Source organism: Pectobacterium artocarpous (assembly GCF_046159765.1).
Classification (GTDB): Bacteria; Pseudomonadota; Gammaproteobacteria; order Enterobacterales; family Enterobacteriaceae; genus Pectobacterium.
The window spans coordinates 45,051-67,015 of the sequence record NZ_JBJXVK010000027.1; the positions used below are offsets into that span (position 1 = coordinate 45,051).

Sequence of the window (21,965 nt, forward strand, 5' to 3'; positions counted from 1 at the left end):
GCCTTGCCGTCATGAACACAGCCATCGATACCACCATCATCAGCGACCCACGACGACAGGCAGCCTTGCTTTACTGGCAGGGTTTTTCGGTGCGTCAGATTGGGGAAATGCTGAACCAGAAAACGCCGACCGTTCAGAGCTGGAAGCAGCGCGACGGCTGGGACGCTATCGCCCCGGTATCGCGTGTTGAAGCCAGTCTGGAAGCGCGCTTGATTCAGCTCATCATGAAGACGAAAAAGGAGGGGCATGACTACAAAGAAATCGACCTGTTAGGCCGTCAGATTGAGCGGCTGGCGCGGGTGAACCGCTACAGCCAGACGGGCAACGAGGCCGATCTCAATCCCAACGTGCGCAACCGCAATAAGGGTGAACGCAAGGCACCGGAAAAGAACGCGTTCAGTGAGTCGGCTATCGAGAAGCTGAACGACATTTTCCTGAGTGAGATTTTCGAGTATCAGCGCGGCTGGCATCAGGCCGGGCTACAGCACCGTATCCGCAATATCCTGAAATCGCGCCAGATTGGGGCAACGTTCTATTTTGCGCGGGAGGCGCTGATTGATGCGCTGACCACCGGGCGTAATCAAATTTTCCTGTCCGCGAGTAAGGCACAGGCGCACGTCTTTAAAAACTACATCATCGACTTTGCCCGGCTGGTCGATGTTGACCTGAAAGGCGATCCGATGGTGCTGCCGAACGGGGCGCGCCTGTTCTTCCTCGGCACCAATATTCGCACCGCGCAGAGCTACACCGGAAACCTGTATCTGGATGAATATTTCTGGATACCCAAATTTCAGGAGCTGCGCAAGGTTGCCAGCGGCATGTCGTTGCACAAGAAATGGCGTTCAACCTATTTTTCCACGCCGTCCAGTCTGGCGCACAGCGCTTACCCGTTCTGGTCGGGTGAGTTGTTCAACAAGGGACGCAGCAACAAAGCCGATCACCTCCATCTGGATTTAAGCCATGCCAACCTTTCCGGCGGCGTGCTGTGCGGTGATGGACAGTGGCGGCAGATTGTCACGGTAGAAGATGCGCTGGCCGGGGGCTGCAACCTGTTCGACCTTGACCAACTCACTCTGGAATACAGCCCGGCAGAGTATCAAAACCTGCTGATGTGTGAATTTGTTGATGATAAGGCGTCGGTGTTCCCGTTTGAGGAGCTACAGCGCTGTATGGTCGATGCGCTGGAAGAGTGGGAAGACTTTAACCCCTACGCGCTTCGCCCGTTTGCCTATAAACCTGTCTGGATAGGTTACGATCCGTCACACACAGGTGACAGCGCGGGCTGTGTGGTACTGGCACCGCCGCAGGCACCGGGCGGTAAATTCCGCATCCTTGAGCGCTTCCAGTGGAAAGGCATGGACTTTGCCGCACAGGCCGACGCTATCAAGCTGCTGACGGAAAAATACATCGTCGAATACATCGGCATTGATGCAACCGGCATCGGTCAGGGCGTGTACCAACTGGTACGCGGCTTCTTCCCGGCGGCACGCGAAATCAAATACTCCCCCGAAATCAAAACCGCGATGGTGCTCAAGGCAAAAGACACCATCACCAGTGGGCGGCTGGAGTACGACACCAGCCATACCGACATCACCCAATCGTTTATGGCCATACGCAAAACCATGACGGCCAGCGGTAACCGCACCACCTATGAAGCCAGCCGCAGCGAGGAAATCAGCCACGCTGACGTGGCATGGGCAACCATGCACGCGCTGTTAAATGAACCCCTGACCGCGATTAACGGTCATGTCCCTGTCAGCATTTTGGATTTTAACGAATGAAAATGACCACATTTACCCCCAGCCAGATAGACGACCTCCACACGGTAATTGAGCGCTTCACCTTTCCGCACCAAGCCGTCTGGCAGCGTGTCGGCAGGCTGAACGTTGACCGCACGATCACCAAGGCGCGCCAGATTGGCGCTACGGCATTTTTTGCACGCGAAGCGCTGCTGGACGCGCTGACTACCGGGCGTAACCAGATTTTTTATGCCCCGACGACAGGCGGCGCACAACAGGCACGCGCTTACATGCAGGCGGCGGCGTGGCAAGTGGGCGTTAACCTGTCAACCAACGCCGGGAATGTGCTTTTGCAAGATGCACAGATTTCATTTTTAGGGGAAAACAGCCACTGTGCGGTCTATTCAGGTAATGTTTATGTTGATGAATTTCCGTGGTTCAAAAACCCGCGCACAGCCTTTTTAATCGCCAAATCTATGTCGATGCATAAACAACACCGCCGGACGCTGTACGGCTCAGCCTCAGACAACTATGCCGCGTTCCGGGTATGGCGCGGCGATTTTTCACGGTGCAGGAATCCACAGCCAGCCCTCTTTATGCCGGGTAGCTCGTTTGGTGCTGATGGCGTCTGGCGCCAGTCGCTGACACTGGAACAGGCGGCCGCTCAGGGCTGTAACCTTCACGACATTGAGGAAATCAAGCGGGAATTTACACCTGAAGAATATCAGCAGCTTTTTGAATGCGACTGGTCACAGGCCATCAACAATAAGGGGATGGCCGCATGAAAAAGCGTAAATTCCAGTCAAAATCTGCGCCCGTTAGCCAGGCGCAACCAATAGAGGCTTTCACTTTTGGTGAGCCCTCCGCCGTTCTGGATCGCCGCGACATTCTGGACTATGCCGAGTGTATCCATAATGGCCGATGGATTGAGCCGCCGATCAACTTCAGCGGACTGGCTAAAAGCCTGCGTGCGGCGGTACACCACAGCTCACCGATTTACGTGAAACGTAACATTCTGGCGAGTACGTTTATCCCGCACCCGCTATTGAGTCAGCAGGATTTTAGCCGCTTTGCGCTGGATTATCTGGTGTTTGGTAATGCGTTTCTGGAAAAGCGCCTTAACCGAACAGGCGGCATACTACGCTTAGACTCCAGCCCGGCAAAGTACACCCGGCGCGGGGTAGAGGATGATGTTTACTGGTTCGTGCAGTCATTCAAAGAGCCGCACCGCTTTGAACCGGGGAGCGTGCTTCATCTGCTGGAGCCGGACATCAATCAGGAGATTTACGGGCTGCCGGAATATCTCAGCTCGTTAAACTCGGCATGGCTGAATGAATCCGCGACGCTGTTCCGGCGCAAGTATTACCAGAACGGCGCACACGCGGGTTACATCATGTACGTGACCGATGCAGCACAAAGCGGCACTGACGTAGACAAACTGCGCGCCGCGATGAACGGCACTAAAGGGTTGGGGAATTTTAAGAACCTGTTTTTCTACGCGCCCAACGGCAAACCGGATGGTATCAAGATTGTGCCGCTCAGCGAGGTAGCGACCAAAGACGATTTCTTTAACATCAAGAACGCCAGCCGTGACGACTTGCTCAGCGCCCACCGCGTGCCACCGCAGATGATGGGGATTATCCCGAATAATACGGGCGGTTTCGGGGATGTGGAAAAGGCGAGTCAGGTGTTTGTCAGGAACGAACTGACGCCGTTACAGGAACGAATGAAGGAAATTAATGATGTGGTGGGGATAGAGGTTATTAGGTTTGCACCTTATGCCTTAACTACTGGATATTAAGGCTAAAAAGCCCAGCTGGGCTGGGCTTTTTTTAACGCATAACAGAAGTGTCAGGCTGCTTTTTGCCTATCTCTAGGCTTGCCATGAAGCTCATTCCCTTCAAACTTGCCACTTTCTATCATGTGGGGAGCCGCTTGAAGTAATTCTTCCATTGCGACGCCCATACGGGTGAAAACATCAGTTACTCTATACTGAGTTTTCTTGTCACTTTGCGTCATAATCATATATTCCTCTTAGAGGGGGTGCCTCATCATCCTACGTCTGAAGGATTGGCGCAGCATTGTACCACTGCGTAAATTTTTATCTACTTTTTGTTCGCTTCAATGTAGCTTCTAACTACATCAGCAATTGTAGCAAAAGGTGCGGAAAGCAACGTTAGGTTTCCTGAGAAACCATACTTTTTGTAGTGATCTACTACTTTTTGGTTCAGTGAATCAGGTATGTGTATTGCCTTGCAATCCACAGCAGAACCGAACAAATAAACCGCCCACAGTGTTATCAAAAACATCTGACCATAAAGCGGATGCCCTTGATCTTCATTAACAAAAGACTCCACGAAGTGTATCTCTATAACTCCGCTTTCCTCGTCAAATGTACATAAAGCAGCGCCTGATGGAATATGTCTTAGCGGTCCAGCAAGAACTTTAAGACAAAACTCAAACTTGTCTTCTCGGTTCCCATATCGACAAAAACCATAATCCCACTCTAACTGAGAGAAACCAGACGTGAGAATTATGTAGTCCTCATCGCTGATAGGGCCTACTGCCAGCGGTATTTTCATGCTGTCTAACAATAGCTGTAAATTGCTTATAGTTAAACTGGCTATTTGTTCTAAGTTCAACACCCTATCCCTAATAACGACTAAAAAGTGATTAACTTTAATGTCATTTTCGGACGATTTCCATATACATTTGTATGATGAATGTTTTTTCAAGGCTAATCCACTAATCTTATTTATAGCCTATACCTTTTATTGGTGTTTAAACTGCTTGTGATGCACTAATTTAGTCACTATTTCGTTCGATTAGTTCCTTAAGATTGTACTATGCCGCGATGCTAACCCCCCAATGGATTCCTTAACATCAAAAACGCCGAACGCCAGTCGTGACGACCTGCCCACCGCGTGCCGCCACAGATGATGGGGATTATCCCGAATAATACGGGCGGTTTCGGGGATGTGGTAAATGCCAGTCAGGTGTTTGTCAGGAACGAGCTGACGCCATTACAGGAACGGATGAAAGAAATTAATGATGCGGTTGGGATGGAGGTGATCGCGTTTAAGCCCTACAAACTAACAGAAGAGTAACCCAGCGGCTTTTTTACATCCCTTTCAGACGTCACCAATCGCGTTCTACGCGCACTAATGAAAAACCAACTCCACGCATGATATCAATACGGAACGCCTCACAGCGGGGCGCAGCGGCGCGGGATGAATCACGCCTAAACGCCCTTGCGCGCAATGCTATCCCCGCCACGCCTGCCCGCTTTGTGTGTCGCTTTTCATGCACTCGCACGATCCAGCGCGATCCGCGTCAGCTATGGCGTTAACGGGGATAAATTGGCAGTAGATCATCATGCAAAATCATGCGGGTTATGCATGCATGGCTAAAAGACGGCATCCTCTAATCGTTTTCTCAGGTATTCGACCAGTTCCGACTTATCAGTAATCTGCCGATATTCTCTGGTTTCTATCGTGCCGTTCGCCAAATCCGCAATCAGTGACATCGCGGTTTTTAATTCGTCTACATCGCACTGAGCCACTAACGATATGTCAGCGATTAACTGAACCCGCGACAAAACGGCTTGTATGTGTTCCGTGTTTTCCAAGGGGTGCCATTTCCTTATTTTATACTGTATACGTATACAGTATTTTACATATTGAAATTTTCGTCAATCACTTCGTGTGCTACGGGTGACTGATTGGTTATGTGTTCCACACCATGAAAAATGGCGTGACATGTCACTTAAACATTTCACGCCGTGACACGTCACAGAATCAACTTTAAATCATGCCAGCCTTGTGTGTTCCAACACTCAGACGCACCGGACAGGCAGCACTTAGCGACGGGTAATTTCTCTCCGCATTTCTGGCAGTTACGCTTATTCAGAACGGCTATTTTTTGTTGTAGGGCAGCAGCATCCTGACGAATTAACGTGGTCAGGTACTCGTCGATATCATACGGATCGCGTCCCGGACGACGCAGGGCGCAATTACGCTTAAGCATCTCCAGCTCTTGCGCATCAACATGAATCTCGACCTTCACCACGCCAGCATCACGCTGACGTGCGCGCTGTGCGGCTTTACGGTCTGCGGGGGATTTAGGCATGTTATTTAATCCTCATCCTGCTGTGGATTCGACAGGCGATGGAAATTCTATACAACCTTCAATGTGCGCTCCTGCTACTCGACACGCAGGAGACCAGTCGGACGCTTTTCCTGAGTCCATGGCTTGTACAACATCTTTATATTTTCTCAGGTCATACAAGAACACATACGAATCGCCTGTGGTGTAGAAACCAATTTTCTCTGGTGATGGACAACGGTTCAAAACGTCCTGTACTTCCGCTATCCACTCCGTTTCTTTCTTCGTTAACTTAGCCATCGTGTTAAATCTCCATCTGGTTACTAAACCCCGGCCACTCATCAGCCGCCGGGTATGAAATAAGCTCGCCGTCCACCTTCATCTTTGCCCCACGCGCCAGCGCTTCCAGCTCCCAGCGCTGAACGCTGATACCGCGCTGCATCAAATCACGCTGGATACGGGGTATCCGTTCCCGTTCTTCGCCCGTCAATCTGGCTGACGGTGACGGATCGCGGAAGCTATTGGGGTCAAAGTCGCGTTGCTTATGGTTTTTCCTGACGGATTGCTCACGTAGACGCATTCCTAGCGCCCTCACAGCCGCGTTGTCACTCCAATCAATCGGTGGGTTATCGGTTTCTGATGTCGTTGCTATGCCGCTGTTTTCGGCCTGTTTTTTGACATCTGCGCCCGACCGCTGAGAACCCAACCCACAGTTATTGACAGGACTCCGAGGCGCGCCGGAGGCGCTTTTTAAAGTCAAAGGCTCAAGGTCAACGGCTTTAGAAACGATGCGCCATTCGGTTGTCCGGGTTTCAAAAACATGACCGGCACCCAAATGCGGGGCGAAAATCCCGACAACCTTTTGCACCTCTTCGTCATACTCATTGAGCTGGTCAGATACCCGGCGCGCAACACGCACCGTTTGCAGTTCGCGGGAAACATTCGCGCCGCCTTGCGCGGCCATGTAGGCGGCAAAGTCGCCAGCGTCGGCAGCAAAGCGAACCGCTTCGACCTGTTCGTCAAACTGGTCAGTAAGATTGACGCTACGTAACGTGCCGCTCCGGCACTCGCGATAAGCCCCCATCGTGGGAACACCGATAGGTTTAAATTGAGGGATACGCCACGTTGACGCCCACGCTGTGACGGCGGCGGCCACATCACGCAGTGGCTTTCCGGTTTCGTCATCCAGTTGGCCGTCGAGTGCGTAGCCGTCAATGTTTTTGGCGATGTACTTAGCGATATAGCCAGTCGCACCGCCCTTGTTGAGGTGCTTACATTCAAAGCGGTACTTAGCCGCGCCGCGTTCGTCGCCGTCTTCTTTCAGGGCGTAGCGGCGCATAATATTGATGACTGACTGGCGATGTGCGCGCTTGCAAAACAGCATCATGTGCCAGTGTGGCGTCCCGTCGTGATGAGGTTCGACAACGCGCATCCCGTAAACTTTCAGGTCTGCGTCTTTAAATGCGGTGCGCATCTTGCCCCATATCCTGACCAGATAGCGCTGGCCGTCTTTCGGCGTAAACGCCTCACTGTCCCAGTTCCGGTTAAACTGGACTGTCTCTTTTTCGCCCTTTCCGATCACGCGAGTAGGATGATATTTAGACGGGGTGGTGATGGTGATAAACATCCCGACGTCTCGCTGTTCGCTTGCGTAACGCTCCACTCCGGCGATGGTGCTCATCAGCTCCATACGGCGGATTTCTGGGTTAGAAATACTTGCCATCACTTTGTCGATAAGGTCGATGCGTTCACCGGTTGCGACGTTCTCCAGCTCACAACTTTTCAGGTAATCCATATTGGCGAGGCGACGCGCCTGTACATCGCGGATCGCCATCTTGCTGGCATACGGTGACGCCTTTTTACTGACCTGACCGATGGCAATCATCAGCGCCTCACGCCAGCGTGTGCGCTGGGCTTTAAGCTGGCGAACCCACCATTCTTCATTAAGCATTCGGCGCAGGCTGGCTATCGCTTTACGTATATTTAGCGTGCCTTTGCGGTAGTTCTTCCAGAAAAGCGGGGTGATATTGAACGCACGCGCCATGCTGGCGACATGACCGAAAAGCTCTGCTTGTGCCTCGTCGGTAAAGAGCGCGTCCGGCTGACCGCCGCGCTCCGCTTTCATGGCATCGCTCATTTCCTCATACGCAGAAAATATCTGGTCGGAAATACGCGCGGCCAGACGCTCCAGCGTTTTGTCATTCATGCCGGGTAGCGTTTGATAGGCGTCAGATTCAGAAAGGAAACGCTCGGAGGCGTGGCAATTCATGGCATGGCGGGCATTGATTGCATCGATACGCGGCCACATGCGCTGCATAAAGCTGTTAATCAGAAAACGATTAGCGCTCAGCATCCCTTTGTTTTTTTTCAGGTAAGCGTAACGATTCAGGCAGATTTCGCGCAGGAAGTGCGGTTGCTGGTCAATTTTCGTTAAAACGGCTTGCCCCTGAGTCCATTCCTCACGGGTAAGCTGCCTTTCTTCCGGCACGATGGCCGGGCGCGGTGCGTTCCACGGATACGCACCCACGAACGCCTCGCGGGTGCTGCCGGGAAAAGGTGGCGGAGGTGTGGGAGCGGTGCGCCCCCGGAGGGTATGATTCATAGCGTAGTGCCGGAGCACACGCCCCGGAGGGCAGTTGTATTTTCTCTTAAACTGGTTGCTCTGTACTGTTTGCCATCTTTTGTCGTCACAAAGAAAGTGCCGTTTTCGACGATTGACGGGAAGTAAAAAGCAACATCTTCGCTAGGTACTGAAATCTGTTTCTTGCCACAGGTAAAGGAAATAGAACTCATAACCCACCCCGATAATGCTTACCTTTCAGTTCGTGAATACCCTGACAGGTTGCGCAGCGGGTCACGCCGTCGATGGCAGCGCGGCGCGCTTCGGGAATAGGATGATCGCAGTCTTCGCACACAAACGCAGAAACGCCGCGTTGGACGTTCCGGGCGTTGGCGATCTGATGGTCTAACATGTCTTGCTGGCGCTGCTGCACCATGTCCATAGCATCTGGCATTATTCTTGCCCCTTATCGTTGTTGAGTTGGTCAAAGGCTGACTGGCACAGCGCCGCAAAGCGTTTGCTTTCTGTCAGCAGCTTCTTTGAGTCGGTGACATTGCCGCGCCAAATTTCGGTGGCGATAGCACGATGCACAAAATCGTTAATGAGGCTGACGGGATTCTGATAAACGGCCAGCGTGGATAAATACGGCTGATCGCCATCTTCTTTCCCGCATTTGATTTCGCCCAGCGCAAAGTCATAGCCGACTTTCGCTATTGCATAATTACCGTTGATATCAACGCGGTTATAAGCGGGGTTTTCCATTACAGCACCGCCTTAATATTTGCACCGGAATGATTAAAGACTTCGGATTCCTGCCGTAATAATTCGATGATTTCCACACTGCTTAATTCATTAATAGCGGCATGAGTCGCCAGTCTATCCAGACGGGAAGAAAATGACGTGTGTGCATCGGCTCTCGCCTCTGCTCTGGCGCGTGAAAGCATGCATTGTGTAATCTCGCTCCGTGCTCTGCTACGCATTTCCTGACCTACCGTTTTATACATGTGCATATAATCCTCAGATAAAGGGAGTCCCGACGCGGTTAAGCGCCTAATTAATTTCAGGTGGTTATTTAATTCAGATATTCTTCGGGTTTAATTGCCGTCAGAATGTCGGGGGCTGCATCAAATAAACTCACAAGCTCATTTAATGCGCGTAATATTGGTTTACGCCATTGGCATGATTCATCGTCAATGCGCCAATAGGGTTGATTAAATTCTTTTTCAGTTAACCCCGCGTGCATAAATAAGGTTTTTCTCTCGCCGACATTTAACCAACTCAGAAACGTTGACGTATTTACGCCCCGACTACGCACCTTTGAAAAAGCCCGGCGCAGTTCATCAATAGCGCAAACAATCCGCTCACGCTCTGCGGTTGGCATCTCTTCCAGACGGTAAACGGTCTGGCTCTTTTTCATCTGCGCATGAAAGCAGATCGTCAAACGGTCACGCTCATGCAGGCTGTTGTAATACGCGCAGGTTTCACGCCAGCGGCTATCAGCAAAGTGCTTGCCGATCACGTTGCGCAGCCCTGCGGGTAAGTTCTGCATACTGCTGACGGTAAAGGCTGTCATGCTTTCCCCCGTATCACTAATTTTATAGAACGGATAACCCGCTGGGTGCGACTCACCGGACGGGTACGGATGATGATCCCCTGACGGCCTTTTCCTTTGGTGATCGTAAAATCGGGCTTTGTCTCCGTCTGGTGCCACCAGAGGAACGGCGCGATTGAAACGGGTGCTTGCATGTTTTCCTCCTTCCTATTGGTAACCGCCCACGGATAGACGGTTGCGAATAGGTGCCGGGCATTCCCGGCACGGCTGCTTATGGATTTTTCGACCCGGCCATTAGTGGCGACCAGACGATGAAAACTAATGCGCCGATGAATAACGCATCACTGACTACAGAAAGCAGATAACTTGAGAAATCCACCGCGACGCCCATAAATGCCAACAGCAGAACCCCGGCCAGACGTAACTTATTCATCACAGGTAATCTTCAATACGCAGACCGAGACGACGGCCTACCTCTTCCAGAACCTTCTGTTCTTCCGGCTCGATTTCTCCATCAGCTTCGGCAATCGTCAGCATGTTGACGAAAACCTCTTCGGCATCTTTCGGCGTGTTTTTGATATCATCAATTTCACGCAAGATGTTCATGCGGCCAACGCGAAAGCCTGCCTGAAGCTGTTCCGTGAAGCGGCTGATAGTTTGAGTGATTTCATTGCCGTAATGCCCCAATTGAGGGTTAGAGCGCAGCAACAGATCCAGCTTGCCTGTCTCTTCTTTCTCAATTTCGCCATCAGCCGCCGCGACCAGCAAACAGCCGCCGACAATGGCTTCCATCAGATCGCGGTTTTCAACTTTCTTAAGCTCAACCTTTGCCGCTGCTACTTTCTTTCCGAATCCAAAAAAACTCATTTTTAACACTCCAGTTGTTGATGAAATTGCCTATTGGTAACCGCCCACGGATAGACGGTTGCGAATAGGTGCCGGGTTTTAGCCATGCCCGGCGCATGGTGTTGTGGTAGGATTGAATCGCCAAAAACAACCAACCACAAAAGAGGGAATCATGATTGAAAAGGAAATAATCAATCTTCTCGATAAAACGCTTTCACAAACTCTTGACGTTATTGAACCGATCAAATTGTCCGAAAATGACCGTCATGAAATTGAAAGCCTCTATAAACAATTAGGCAAAGCATTTGACCGTAGTTTAGGTACTAACATCAGCCCTAAAGGATTTGTGGGGAACATTTAAATACCGACGGGGCGTTTAATCGTCCCGCGTTCTCTTCCCAAATAATCTAAATAAACTGACGCAATCTTTTCATAAGAAATGCCAGTATCAAATTCCTTACCTGAATTAAGATGTATAACAGCGGTTACATCATATTTTCTTTTAATTTCAGAAATCGCCACTATGGAATCAGATTTAATAATAATGCGGCCATCAATCTTATTAATACGCATACAACCATATATATCTTTTGATGGTGTTTTTTCTTCAATGAATCGAGATGAAATAAAATCATCCAAACCGTCAACGACACTGCCAATGCTTCCATGATTTTTATCAACAAAGCTCTCAACCATGTAATGAATATTACCAACATGCACACCATTAGATTGATATTGACGGCAGAAAATAGCGGTGTGTTTGCTGTCCTTCTTCAAATTAATGAAACAATTATTTTTCGGCTGAGCTGATGCTTTCAGCTCAGTAATCTCATTGCTCATTTTACGGGCGTACTCTTCCAAATCGTCTAGGAACGCATTCGCGTTTTTAATGCTGACCTTTCTGCCGCTTTTCAAATCGGCACGCATCGCATCAATAAATCCAAAAATACTCATGTCTTACTCACCCAATATTCAACGACGCACTAATACCGCTAAGTGCATCTACGGTTGACGCTAACGCGGGGTTAGCCTGAATACGCGTCTGTAACGTTAAGCCGACCAGCGACAGGTAACGCACACCCGCGTTGATACTCTCGATCACGTTATGCCGACGCGCTGGCGTCATACGCTCATCCGATACGCTTTCAGCAGCGACCGCGCCCACTGCGGCGGTGGCCTGCAATACATACGTGGTTAGCCGTTCCGCCTTTGCCTCATTCACTGGCACGGCTGGCAGGCAATTAAGCTGCGCCAAAAGCCCATCGATCAGCGCCGCATCCTCGGTTACGTCTGTGATAGTCATCAGCTCGTCACAGGTCAGTCTGTGCGGCTGGTCTGGATTCAGTTTGTTACGCAAGGTCTGATGATTCATGCCCACTTGCCCGGCCAGCTTCGCCAGATTGTGCTTTAACGCGAACGCCTGACAGGCGCGGTCAAAGTGTGGGTGTATGGAAATCTGATAATCAAACATGCCGAAATTCCCTTTAGTTTGAATAATCGAATTGTTGATTACGCTTTTGACGTGATGTATCGGCAATTGACGGCCTGCTGACGTAACTTTTCACGCCATGCGTAAACATTGACTAAAACGCGGGTTTTTTTCTTTCCCGCTTTATCGGTGGGCGCTCTTAGCAAAATGCCTTCATCCAACCATTGCCAGACAATGCGGTCACTTACGCCGCTGACTTTAGCGAAATCATTGATAGTCATCACATCAGCGGTTGAGGCGTTAAGCATTGATTGCAGCGCGGGCGCAAGCAGGGCGACAAGGTGTTGCAGTTGTTCTGGTTGTAGCATTGGGGTAATGGCTGTTTGGGTAACACTTGTTGATTTTGCGGTTTGCATATCGCATTATCCTTCGTTTTATTGAAACTGATTGCAGTGTCTTGCATCTTGGCAGATGGGAGCACTTTAGATCCGTTTTGTGTACCTGTAAATACATAATTCGGTCTTTGAGGTATTTTTTATGTGGATTGAATCTGCGATTGCTTCTGATGTGCTCGAAAGAATCCTTTCTTCTTATGGATTTACCATGCAAAAGGAGTTAGGTGAAAAACTTGGAATATCTAAAAGCAATGTGGCTGGTTGGCTACAACGTGGACAGGTTCCCGGAAATGTAATCGTACAATGCGCCCTTGATACTGGTGCCGATATCAATTGGTTAGTTACTGGTGAATTTGATAATTCGCATTTGCAAACCGATGCGGAGACTTTAAAAGGCAAGCCGCTTTACGATCAGATACTCGCATCAGGCGGGAAAGCAGTGCTGCGTCGGATGATGGATGCCTACGGATTCAGCACACAAAAAGAGTTAGGCGACCTGCTAGGAATTTCTACCGCCACGATTAGCACATGGATTCGTCGTAACTTTTTCCCCGGTGATGTGGTGATTGCCTGCGCGCTGGATACTGGCGTCTCTTTGGAGTGGCTGGCGACGGGGAAGGGCAAAGCGACGGCCAACCCTGAATCTGCTGATTCTTCTCCTGACATGTCCAACGCCAGTGTGCTGATACCGAAATATCGCCTCGACGCTGGAAAACTAAAAGAGTGTGGTTATTGGGCTATGGATCGCACATTGCTTGCGAGTGATTCCGTTCAGCCTGTTTACATTGATGGGCTGGGTAGTTCGTGGGGAGTGGATACCGCGCTTACTGATATCGGTAACGGGCGATGGGTCATTAATATTGATGACTCTTATGACGTATTCGATATTGTCCGACTTCCGGGCGGAAAACTGAAATTATCAAACCAATCTATAAATTTTGAATGTGGCATTAGCGACATTCAAGCATACGGCAGCGTTATTTTTACTTTGGAAAAAAACAAGTAAGGGATTATTTAAATGAACGTAGTGATTTCCACAGCATTTTTTTCACTTTCAATTGCTGTTCTAGTTTGGGTTATTTATGGGATTTGCTCTAAACCGCAAGATAAAAACTTGAAAATTGGAAAGTCAGTTTTAGCAGCGTGGTATTTCCTTACAGCAGGTGACGCCATGCGGTCAACTGATGATTTCTCTGTCGGATTTATTATGCTTATCGTCGGTAGTGCTACTGCATTTTATTTGAGTAAGAGAAAACCCAAATCAGAAGGTGTTAATAATAATGATGAAGATAAAGTAAAGAAAGAAATTGCAGCTTTAAGAAAGTTTGGTTCATCAAGTAAACCTGTATCCGCCTCTGGCTTTAACAATAATCAATCATCAGAACATGATGGGATGCATGAAACACAGTGTATTTCTTTTAGTTATGTAGATTCTATAGGTAATCACACGCGCCGTGAGGTTGATGTAGAATCTGTTGATGATGAATATATATATGGATACTGTCATTTAGTCGGGGATACTCGCACGTTTCTGCTGAATAGAATCGAGGGTAATATCATTGTTATTGATACGGGGGAATTACTTGACCCTTATGAATGGGCATCATCTTTTAATTAAAAAATAAACAATTAAATATCACATAACATGACGGTAAGAAAACTACCCAACGGGAAATGGCTGTGTGAGTGCTACCCAAACGGGCGAGACTCCCGGCGAATAAGAAAGACGTTTAACACAAAAGGTGAAGCGGAATCCTTTGAAACCTACACCATGCGTGAGGTTGAAGATAAACCGTGGCTGGGTGAGAAAGAGGATCGCCGCAACCTGAGTGAACTGATTGAGCTTTGGAATAATTTGCATGGGCAGGCACTCAGTGCCAGTAAATCGCGCATGGGTAAACTACGTATCATCTGTAACGGGTTGGGCGACCCCGTGGCCTCTAAGTTGACAGCGAAAGACTGGGCGCATTACCGGGATAAACGCCTACGTGGTGAAATTGATAACGGCTACCATTCTGACCCCAAAATGTGGATAGCTAAACCAATCACGGTGAACCGAGAACACCAATACCTTTACGCGATGTTCAATGAGCTGAAAAGGCTAGGGGAGTGGACGTTACCTAATCCGTTAGAAGGGATGCGCATCTTTAAAGAAGCCGAACGCGAAATGTCGTGGCTGACGACTTCCCAAATCCAACAATTGCTGGATGCCTGTGAACGCTACGGAAAAATTTACCTTACACGGATAGTTAAGGTATGTCTGGCAACAGGGGCAAGATGGAGTGAAGCGGAAAGGTTAACCCGTTCTCAGCTATCGCCGTATAAGCTGACTTTCTTCAAAACCAAAGGTAAGAAAAACCGGACGGTGCCGATCCCACGTTGGCTTTACGATGAACTGGTTCAGTTGCAAGGTAAAATGTTTCAGCCGTGCTATCAGGATTTTGTAAAGATGCTGGCCTTAACGAACATTGAACTGATTGAAGGGCAAAACACACACGTTTTACGGCACACGTTTGCATCACATTTTATGATGAACGGCGGGAACATTTTGGTACTTCAGCGCATTCTGGGTCATGCCAATATTCGTGAAACAATGCGGTATGCACACTTTGCCCCTGACCATCTGGAGGAGGCAGCGAACTTGAATCCCCTCGCTGGTTACAGTGGCGGCAAAGTGGCGGCAGAGCTTTCAAAAGACTGCAAAGCATTTCAATAGATATTGAATTAACTAACTGTTTTTAATATTAAATGTATGTTTTTAAATGAGGTCTGAAAAAAGCGTCTTAACTAAGATAGCGCTTTCGCAACATCCGAAAGTTGTTATGAATAAGGGGGTTAGCCAAAGGCTAACCCCTTTTTTTATGTCTGTTGGCGGTAAAGCGATGGTGAAAATGCATTGTGTTATCTCTCAGGGATATGCATGCATTACTTAATGGCTGTGACTAAGACATCCTTTGTTTCAGTAGTAAAAAGCCCACCTTTTGGGTGGGCTTTGCTTTCCCTGGTGCCATCATTATTGTTTGAATTTCAGTACCATAATGACATCACATGTGGTCATTTTATAAACGTTTATACAGATCAATTTTCCAGTATTGATCGGTTACGGCGATCAAAATATCGTGTTGATGCCGTTTTTATCCTGTTCAGTACGGCTTATTAGCGATGACCGTTGGGTACATGTGCATACGATCGTTAATAAACTGAATATCTGTAAATCCGGCCCGTTCTAACTGCGATTGCGTTTGTTTGTGGGTACGGAACGCTGTCCACGTTACTCCGATAATGCGTGAGAAAAGAATATATTGGAGCGCCAGCAATTTCGGGTCAGCGTTTGTCCAAGGGGAGTCTTGCGATTGCGAAGGAGGAGGCGTCATAAAGCTGGTTATCAGCGTGCCGCCAGGTTTCAGTCCCGAATAGAACACGCGGTAAAGTTCTGTCACTTTGCCATCATCTTGCTCATAAACATTGAGTCCGTTGCTGGTAATCACATCTGCTTGTGCGGCCAAATCAATCGTCCAGGCATCAGTTAGAACCAACGATATCTGGTTTTCCAGCCCTTGCTGACTGGCAAGTTTGTAAGCCTCTTCCAGCGCCTGTCTATCCAGGTCGATCCCGATTAATTTCACATCTTGATGCCGCGTATAGTCCAGCAGCAGTAAGTCCGCCATGACGCCGCAGGGAACGGATACCATGACGGCATTGGAGCGTAAGCGTGCTTGAAGCAGGCGTTGAAAAATACTGAAGCGTTCGCGTGTCGCCAAAACGTTGGGGAGTTGTGTGTAGATGATTTCTTCGAGCGGATTCACATAGTGAGCTGGCTGATGTGCTATCACATTATGCGTCCAGTACGCATTTAGCCCATGATGTTTTAGTAAAAACTGGCCTAATTCAAGTTGCGAAAAGGCGTCTAGGATCGCCAACTGCTCCTCTACGGAAATGCTAGGATGGTCACCGGACTCGATAATTCTGCTCTTTACCGCAGCGACTCGTTCATCATGGTTTTCCTGCGATGAGGTTGAATGTGATAAGAGTCTTGAGCCGTTATTCAGAGACGGATTATAAGGTTTGTGTGAACCAGACATACGGGCACTCCATAATATCAATTGCTATCAGGAATAATGGGACTAACTATCAGTCACCTATGATTTTTTCGTTATCCCTGCATTAGGTTATTAATAACTTAATGTGATTATTTGTTAGAGCGATAATAGAGGTGAGGTATGTCTGACGTATTTCTATACGAATACAAAAGTGAGTGGAATTGTTACCAGATGCGATGATCAATCGTTTTTGGTCAGCTAACTCGCTGATAAGTATGGGCCATCGCCTTATCTTCAGAGGAGATTAGGGCAGGCTTTGTTGCCAGTAAGTTCGCAGCGTTTCTGCATTCTCTACGCCATCGCAGCTGGCGGGAAAGTTTTTCCCTGCTTTTCCCCATTCTTCCATGTTATCTGTACCGCAAAAAGCCGATTGTCCGGCCTGGTAACCACGCAGGTAGGTTTCACGGTCGATCTGCGGATTACCAAACCATTCCTGTAAAGTGCTATCGTCCTTTACGACCATGCCAGAGGTTGCATCCTGATAACCTGCTTCGTACCAAAATCCTGACTCACTTTTAGTGGGCAAGGGGACATTGCTTTGGCACGCTGTTATTAAAAGGATTACAGCCAAGACATAACTGTATTTCATCATCAAACCTTCAATGTGCTGGCCATTGGCCTGAAGAGGCATTGCTGTCAGGCGATGCCCAGTTTTTCTTTCAGTAGCTTGAGGTAGCGGCGGCTGACGGGGATGTGTTTTCCCGTGTGCGTCAATACTTCTGCTGCACCGTTTTCCATTAACTGGATTTCTTTTAGTTGCTCTGTGTTAACCATATATTGACGATGACAACGGACGAAAGGCGTTTTCTCTTCCAGCGTTTTCAGTGAAAGCTGGGTATAACCAGACTGGCTGACGCCCACGACGTGCACACCGCTAAGTTCCGAACAAAGATACTCGACTTCCTCAATTTTGAGCAAAAAAATACGGTTGTGTCCGTTACAGGGAATATGGCGAAGCAAGGGGTCTGAAATTATTTGTACGTTTTTGTTTACGCTTTTTCCGCGTCGTAAACGATTTAGCGTTTTGCTTAGTCGCTGAGCATCCAGAGGTTTCAGCAAATAATCAAAAGCATGTTCTTCAAATGCTCTTACCGCATATTCATCGTAGGCTGTCACAAAGACCACGCAAGGCATATTTTCTGGGTCTAACATGGCAACCAGCTCTAATCCGCTGACTTTTGGCATCTGTATATCCAGAAAGATTACATCCGGCTGTAGCCTGTGAATAGCGGGTATTGCCTCCAGCGCATTGCTGCACTGCGCAATGATAGTGATATCGGATTCATTTTCCAGTAGCAGACTGAGCTCTTCACGTGCCAGTTGTTCGTCATCAATGATTATCGCTTTCAGCATCCTTCCCCCTTGTTGGCGTGATTCTACCATTATTCACACCGGAGATAGACATGGTTGCATCGGGAAGTGATAGGGCGCGCAGATAGTGCTTTTCTGAAAATATTTAGGGTGGTAATTTTTTATTTACACTTGGTGGATTTAAATCTTTACGGATCGTGTTATGGTGTAAACATCACGCGTAGGTTGTGCAGATAATGGGTTGTACAAACCGTCGCGAGCATACCGAACTTTTCAGGAATGGGATCATGCAAAAAGATTCACTTAACAATATTAATATCAGTGCAGAACAGGTTTTAATTACTCCCGATGAATTGAAAGCCAAATTTCCGCTTAACGCTGCAGAGCAGCGCGATATTGCGCAAGCGAGAGCAACCATTGCGGATATCATTCATGGCCGTGATGAGCGGTTGCTGATCGTCTGTGGGCCTTGCTCGATTCATGATACAGATGCTGCGCTGGAGTACGCTCGCCGCTTACGGTCGCTCGCCGAGGAGTTAAACGATCGCCTTTACATTGTGATGCGCGTTTATTTTGAAAAACCGCGTACTACCGTCGGCTGGAAAGGGCTGATTAACGATCCGTTCATGGATGGTTCATTTGATGTGGAGTCTGGGCTGCACATCGCGCGTGGACTGTTGATGGAACTGGTGAATATGGGGCTACCGCTAGCGACAGAAGCGCTCGATCCAAATAGTCCGCAGTATCTGGGAGACCTGTTCAGTTGGTCCGCTATCGGCGCACGTACAACTGAATCACAAACGCACCGTGAAATGGCTTCCGGCCTGTCAATGCCTGTCGGGTTCAAAAATGGTACGGATGGCTGCCTGGGAACGGCGATTAACGCGATGAGAGCGGCCGCAATGCCGCATCGCTTTGTGGGTATTAATCAAACCGGACAGGTCTGTCTGCTGCAAACGCAGGGGAACGCCGATGGTCACGTAATTCTGCGCGGCGGTAAAAAACCCAATTACAGTGCGCAGGATGTCGCTGAATGTGAAAAACAGATGCAGGATGCGGGACTGAGACCTGCGCTGATGATAGATTGTAGCCACGGAAATTCGAATAAAGATTACCGCCGCCAGCCACTTGTTGTTGAATCGGCGATTGAACAAATCAAGGCGGGAAATCGTTCCATCATAGGATTGATGTTGGAAAGCCATCTTAACGAGGGGAGCCAGTCTTCAGAACAACCGCGTTCAGATATGCGTTACGGGGTATCGGTCACGGATGCCTGCATCAGTTGGGAAAGTACAGAAGCGTTGCTGCGTTCCGTTCATCAAGATCTGAGTGCTGCGCGTGTGAAACATTCAGGAGAGTAACAAGATATGGTAGCTGAACTGACCGCATTACGTGATCAGATAGATGAGGTAGATAAGGAGCTTGTCGCGCTGTTATCACGTCGGTTGCGTTTGGTGGAGGAAGTGGGGGAAGTGAAGAGCCGCTATGGATTGCCCATTTATGCGCCCGATCGTGAAGCGGCCATGCTCAGCTCACGTCGCAAAGAAGCGGAATCGATGGGGGTTCCGCCGGATCTCATCGAAGATATCCTGCGACGTACCATGCGCGAATCCTATACCAGCGAAAATGACAAAGGCTTTAAGACACTGTGCCCACAGTTGCGTCCGGCTGTCATCATCGGTGGCCGCGGTCAGATGGGTAATCTGTTTGAAAAAATGCTGACGTTGTCGGGATATCAGGTAAGGATTCTGGATCAGGATGACTGGCCGCGCGCGGATGAACTGTTGTCTGATGCCGGTCTGGTGATTGTCAGCGTGCCGATTCACGTTACTGAACAGGTTATTGCCCGACTGCCAGCTTTGCCGGATGACTGTATTTTGGTTGATCTGGCATCGGTGAAAAATGGCCCACTTCAGGCGATGTTGGCGGCACATCGTGGTCCGGTGCTTGGCTTGCACCCTATGTTCGGGCCAGACAGTGGTAGCCTTGCCAAGCAGGTTGTCGTCTATTGCGATGGCCGTCAGCCGGAAGCTTACCAGTGGTTGCTGGAACAGATTCAGGTATGGGGCGCGCGCTTGCATCGCATTAGCGCGGTTGAACACGATCAGAACATGATGTTCATTCAGGCGCTGCGTCATTTTGCGACATTTGCTTATGGCCTGCATTTAGCCGAAGAGAATGTGCAGATTGATCAGCTACTCGCCCTGTCATCGCCAATCTATCGTCTGGAGTTGATCATGGTTGGGCGCCTGTTTGCACAGGACCCGCAGCTTTATGCCGATATTATTATGTCTTCAGAGGATAATCTGGCGTTGATTAAGCGTTATTACAAACGCTTTGGCGAAGCGATTACGTTACTGGAGCAGACGGATAAAGCCGAGTTTATTAACAGCTTCAAAAAAGTCGAACACTGGTTTGGCGACTATGCTAAACGCTTCCAAGCGGAGAGCCGGGTGCTTTTGCGTCAGGCAAACGATATTCGTCAGTGAGTACGTCTGAGCTTTGGGTTGTGTTTGATATTTGAATTGTGTCCGATATTGGAATTGTGTTCGAGAAGCCATCCCGGTGGATACCTGGATGGCTTTCTCAATGATTCGTTTACATCGACTATTCGTTCACATCGACAGGGACAACATTTTCACTGGGATAACAGCCCAACACTTTTAATGAGCGGGTGATAGGGGCTAATCCTTTTAGCGCTTTTTGCATGGCATCGCTGCGCAGATTGGCCTGCACATCAAGATAAAACATTTCTTCCCACGGATTGCCGTTGATGGGTCTGGATTCCAGTTTGGTCATCACTATGCCGTTATCACGTAACACCAGCAGGGCTTCCACCAGTGCGCCGGACTGCTGTCCGGTTGCCATAATTAGTGTGGTTTTGGCTGGCACTTGTTCTGTCACATCAATCGGCTTACGCGCTAATATAATGAAGCGGGTGATGTTTTGCGACTGATTTGCCAGATTGTGTTCCAGAACCTGCAACTGATAGAGCTGACCACCGGCTTCGCTGCCGAGTGCCGCTACTTTTGGCGAGTTGAGTGCCGCCACTTTTTCCATTGCGGCAGCGGTGCTTTCACAATATTCAATCTTCCAGTGCGGAAAACGATTGATGAAATGGCTGCACTGCTGGAATGGTTGCGGGTGGCTATAAACCGTTTCGATCTGCTCCAGCGACGTATCGGTAGCTATCAGGACGCAGTGATTTATCGGGTTGGTTAATTCGCCGACAATGGATAATCCCGTGTGTTGCAGCAGGTCGTAAACGTCATTGATTGAACCGGAACTGGTGTTTTCAATTGGTAGAACGGCATAATCTGCATGCCCTGTTTCCACCATATTGACGATGTCCTGAAACTTTTGGCAACCGCATTCGATGAGTTGCTCGACGTGTCGCGCGGCATATTGGCGCGCGGCAAGATGAGAATAAGACCCTTTCGGACCGAGAAACGCGATACGAGCAGAGTGTGGCGTTGTCTGGTTAAGGTGATGCTGTAAAAGAGCCTGCTGAGTCAGTACCGAATCTTCAATAATGAGCTGAAATAAACGGGTAATATAGTGACCATCAAGATGATGTTTTTTCCCAGCGGCTGTCAGCTTGTCCAGTAAATCACGTTCACGCTCTTTGTCACGAATCGGGCGATGTGAATGTAATTTGCTGTGGGCAACGTCCAGCGCCAGCTGTCGTCTTTGTGCCAACAATTCAATTAATTGCAGATCCAATGCGCTGATGCGTTCTCGCAGTGCCAGTAATGGGGTGTCTGTCATGATGCTATTACCTGCCTTATGTTCTTATATAAAAAAAGCCTCCTGGTCAGGAGGCTTTTTTGTTCGTCTTCGTATTCTTGCTCTTACGACGAATCGCCTCCCAAATCAGGGGAAGGTGAAAAAGAATACGAAGAAAAACAGTTTATTTGTCATGTGTGCTC

The 21,965-nt window shown here is 48.9% G+C and carries 29 protein-coding genes, 1 pseudogene and 1 other annotated feature; of the genes and pseudogenes, 10 read left to right on the plus strand and 20 right to left on the minus strand.

Annotated elements, in window-relative coordinates; translation table 11 throughout:
• The first annotated feature begins 11 nt into the window (after positions 1–11).
• The 3 genes from ACKQAD_RS16890 to ACKQAD_RS16900 are packed head-to-tail and all read left to right on the plus strand — an operon-like array spanning position 12 to position 3,540.
• A complete protein-coding gene (locus tag ACKQAD_RS16890; RefSeq protein WP_039537284.1) occupies positions 12–1,781 on the plus strand; it encodes a terminase ATPase subunit family protein in 1,770 nt (589 codons plus the stop codon).
• Positions 1,778–2,524, plus strand: a complete 747-nt coding sequence (locus ACKQAD_RS16895; protein ID WP_409161206.1) for a terminase large subunit domain-containing protein — start codon at positions 1,778–1,780, stop codon at positions 2,522–2,524. Before ACKQAD_RS16890 ends, ACKQAD_RS16895 begins: the two co-directional genes overlap by 4 nt.
• Positions 2,521–3,540 carry a phage portal protein gene (locus ACKQAD_RS16900; protein ID WP_336710605.1) on the plus strand — a complete coding sequence of 340 codons (1,020 nt, stop codon included), beginning with the start codon at positions 2,521–2,523 and terminating at the stop codon, positions 3,538–3,540. Before ACKQAD_RS16895 ends, ACKQAD_RS16900 begins: the two co-directional genes overlap by 4 nt.
• A gap of 50 nt (positions 3,541–3,590) precedes the next feature.
• On the opposite strand, the gene ACKQAD_RS16905 is transcribed toward ACKQAD_RS16900, so the two are convergent.
• A complete protein-coding gene (locus ACKQAD_RS16905) occupies positions 3,591–3,764 on the minus strand; it encodes a hypothetical protein (RefSeq protein ID WP_336710604.1) in 174 nt (57 codons plus the stop codon).
• Positions 3,765–3,844: 80 nt separating this feature from the next.
• A complete protein-coding gene (locus ACKQAD_RS16910) occupies positions 3,845–4,384 on the minus strand; it encodes a hypothetical protein (protein ID WP_336710603.1) in 540 nt (179 codons plus the stop codon).
• A 228-nt stretch (positions 4,385–4,612) separates the two neighbouring features.
• Here ACKQAD_RS16910 and ACKQAD_RS16915 point away from each other — a divergent pair.
• A pseudogene (locus tag ACKQAD_RS16915) lies at positions 4,613–4,846 on the plus strand (phage portal protein); the annotation flags it as partial.
• Positions 4,847–5,145: 299 nt separating this feature from the next.
• On the opposite strand, the gene ACKQAD_RS16920 reads toward ACKQAD_RS16915, so the two are convergent.
• The 11 genes from ACKQAD_RS16920 to ACKQAD_RS16970 form a co-directional block, all read right to left on the minus strand.
• Positions 5,146–5,367: a 3-isopropylmalate dehydratase small subunit gene (locus tag ACKQAD_RS16920; RefSeq protein ID WP_039350821.1), complete on the minus strand. Its 222-nt coding sequence runs from the start codon at positions 5,365–5,367 to the stop codon at positions 5,146–5,148.
• Positions 5,368–5,528: 161 nt separating this feature from the next.
• A complete protein-coding gene (locus ACKQAD_RS16925; RefSeq protein WP_103184679.1) occupies positions 5,529–5,867 on the minus strand; it encodes a hypothetical protein in 339 nt (112 codons plus the stop codon).
• 12 nt (positions 5,868–5,879) lie between these two features.
• On the minus strand, positions 5,880–6,143 hold the full coding sequence (locus ACKQAD_RS16930; protein WP_240819764.1) for a hypothetical protein: 264 nt from the start codon (positions 6,141–6,143) through the stop codon (positions 5,880–5,882).
• A gap of 4 nt (positions 6,144–6,147) precedes the next feature.
• Positions 6,148–8,445 (minus strand): replication endonuclease, encoded by a 2,298-nt coding sequence (locus ACKQAD_RS16935; protein ID WP_409161207.1) that lies wholly within the window; start codon positions 8,443–8,445, stop codon positions 6,148–6,150.
• A 187-nt stretch (positions 8,446–8,632) separates the two neighbouring features.
• Positions 8,633–8,857, minus strand: coding sequence for a TraR/DksA family transcriptional regulator (locus ACKQAD_RS16940; RefSeq protein WP_409161208.1), 225 nt, complete (start codon positions 8,855–8,857; stop codon positions 8,633–8,635).
• Entirely contained in the window at positions 8,857–9,165 is a 309-nt protein-coding gene (locus ACKQAD_RS16945) for a DUF5405 family protein (RefSeq protein ID WP_205555287.1), read from the minus strand. Before ACKQAD_RS16945 ends, ACKQAD_RS16940 begins: the two co-directional genes overlap by 1 nt.
• On the minus strand, positions 9,165–9,413 hold the full coding sequence (locus ACKQAD_RS16950; protein ID WP_409161209.1) for a DUF2732 family protein: 249 nt from the start codon (positions 9,411–9,413) through the stop codon (positions 9,165–9,167). Before ACKQAD_RS16950 ends, ACKQAD_RS16945 begins: the two co-directional genes overlap by 1 nt.
• Before the next feature lie 62 nt (positions 9,414–9,475).
• Complete coding sequence (gene repB, locus ACKQAD_RS16955; protein ID WP_409161210.1) at positions 9,476–9,976, minus strand: phage replication protein B; 501 nt, start codon at positions 9,974–9,976, stop codon at positions 9,476–9,478.
• Positions 9,973–10,149 carry a hypothetical protein gene (locus tag ACKQAD_RS16960; protein ID WP_409161211.1) on the minus strand — a complete coding sequence of 59 codons (177 nt, stop codon included), beginning with the start codon at positions 10,147–10,149 and terminating at the stop codon, positions 9,973–9,975. Before ACKQAD_RS16960 ends, repB begins: the two co-directional genes overlap by 4 nt.
• 77 nt (positions 10,150–10,226) lie before the next feature.
• Entirely contained in the window at positions 10,227–10,388 is a 162-nt protein-coding gene (locus ACKQAD_RS16965) for a DUF3927 family protein (protein WP_320765332.1), read from the minus strand.
• A complete protein-coding gene (locus ACKQAD_RS16970) occupies positions 10,388–10,822 on the minus strand; it encodes a tellurite resistance TerB family protein (protein WP_320765333.1) in 435 nt (144 codons plus the stop codon). Before ACKQAD_RS16970 ends, ACKQAD_RS16965 begins: the two co-directional genes overlap by 1 nt.
• Before the next feature lie 151 nt (positions 10,823–10,973).
• Between ACKQAD_RS16970 and ACKQAD_RS16975 the strand changes: the two genes are divergently transcribed.
• Positions 10,974–11,162, plus strand: coding sequence for a hypothetical protein (locus tag ACKQAD_RS16975; protein WP_409161212.1), 189 nt, complete (start codon positions 10,974–10,976; stop codon positions 11,160–11,162).
• Here the strand turns inward: ACKQAD_RS16975 and ACKQAD_RS16980 are convergent.
• The 3 genes from ACKQAD_RS16980 to ACKQAD_RS16990 are packed head-to-tail and all read right to left on the minus strand — an operon-like array spanning position 11,159 to position 12,646.
• On the minus strand, positions 11,159–11,755 hold the full coding sequence (locus ACKQAD_RS16980; protein WP_409161213.1) for a hypothetical protein: 597 nt from the start codon (positions 11,753–11,755) through the stop codon (positions 11,159–11,161). The two genes, ACKQAD_RS16975 and ACKQAD_RS16980, sit on opposite strands and share 4 nt — an antisense overlap.
• A gap of 7 nt (positions 11,756–11,762) precedes the next feature.
• On the minus strand, positions 11,763–12,272 hold the full coding sequence (locus tag ACKQAD_RS16985) for a phage regulatory CII family protein (protein ID WP_409161214.1): 510 nt from the start codon (positions 12,270–12,272) through the stop codon (positions 11,763–11,765).
• Positions 12,273–12,310: 38 nt separating this feature from the next.
• Positions 12,311–12,646 (minus strand): Cro/Cl family transcriptional regulator, encoded by a 336-nt coding sequence (locus ACKQAD_RS16990; protein WP_400442378.1) that lies wholly within the window; start codon positions 12,644–12,646, stop codon positions 12,311–12,313.
• 121 nt (positions 12,647–12,767) lie between these two features.
• Here ACKQAD_RS16990 and ACKQAD_RS16995 point away from each other — a divergent pair, with 121 nt between their 5' ends.
• The 3 genes from ACKQAD_RS16995 to ACKQAD_RS17005 are packed head-to-tail and all read left to right on the plus strand — an operon-like array spanning position 12,768 to position 15,341.
• Positions 12,768–13,631, plus strand: a complete 864-nt coding sequence (locus tag ACKQAD_RS16995; RefSeq protein WP_103199384.1) for a phage repressor protein CI — start codon at positions 12,768–12,770, stop codon at positions 13,629–13,631.
• Positions 13,632–13,643: 12 nt separating this feature from the next.
• Positions 13,644–14,243: a WYL domain-containing protein gene (locus tag ACKQAD_RS17000; RefSeq protein ID WP_103184685.1), complete on the plus strand. Its 600-nt coding sequence runs from the start codon at positions 13,644–13,646 to the stop codon at positions 14,241–14,243.
• 27 nt (positions 14,244–14,270) lie between these two features.
• Positions 14,271–15,341: a site-specific integrase gene (locus tag ACKQAD_RS17005; RefSeq protein ID WP_409161215.1), complete on the plus strand. Its 1,071-nt coding sequence runs from the start codon at positions 14,271–14,273 to the stop codon at positions 15,339–15,341.
• 427 nt (positions 15,342–15,768) lie between these two features.
• Here the strand turns inward: ACKQAD_RS17005 and ACKQAD_RS17010 are convergent, their stop codons facing one another.
• From ACKQAD_RS17010 to btsR, 3 genes are all read right to left on the minus strand, one after another.
• Positions 15,769–16,707, minus strand: a complete 939-nt coding sequence (locus tag ACKQAD_RS17010) for an SAM-dependent methyltransferase (RefSeq protein WP_409161216.1) — start codon at positions 16,705–16,707, stop codon at positions 15,769–15,771.
• Positions 16,708–16,969: 262 nt separating this feature from the next.
• Positions 16,970–17,356, minus strand: coding sequence for a DUF2799 domain-containing protein (locus tag ACKQAD_RS17015; protein WP_409161217.1), 387 nt, complete (start codon positions 17,354–17,356; stop codon positions 16,970–16,972).
• Positions 17,357–17,361: 5 nt separating this feature from the next.
• Positions 17,362–18,078 (minus strand): two-component system response regulator BtsR, encoded by a 717-nt coding sequence (btsR, locus tag ACKQAD_RS17020; RefSeq protein ID WP_409161218.1) that lies wholly within the window; start codon positions 18,076–18,078, stop codon positions 17,362–17,364.
• 245 nt (positions 18,079–18,323) lie between these two features.
• Between btsR and ACKQAD_RS17025 the strand changes: the two genes are divergently transcribed.
• Complete coding sequence (locus ACKQAD_RS17025; RefSeq protein WP_409161219.1) at positions 18,324–19,397, plus strand: 3-deoxy-7-phosphoheptulonate synthase; 1,074 nt, start codon at positions 18,324–18,326, stop codon at positions 19,395–19,397.
• A 6-nt stretch (positions 19,398–19,403) separates the two neighbouring features.
• Entirely contained in the window at positions 19,404–20,525 is a 1,122-nt protein-coding gene (gene tyrA / locus ACKQAD_RS17030; protein ID WP_409161220.1) for a bifunctional chorismate mutase/prephenate dehydrogenase, read from the plus strand.
• Positions 20,526–20,643: 118 nt separating this feature from the next.
• Here tyrA and pheA read toward each other — a convergent pair whose 3' ends face one another.
• A complete protein-coding gene (gene pheA / locus ACKQAD_RS17035) occupies positions 20,644–21,804 on the minus strand; it encodes a bifunctional chorismate mutase/prephenate dehydratase (RefSeq protein ID WP_409161221.1) in 1,161 nt (386 codons plus the stop codon).
• A gap of 28 nt (positions 21,805–21,832) precedes the next feature.
• Positions 21,833–21,958, minus strand: a sequence feature (Phe leader region).
• Positions 21,959–21,965 lie beyond the last annotated feature (7 nt).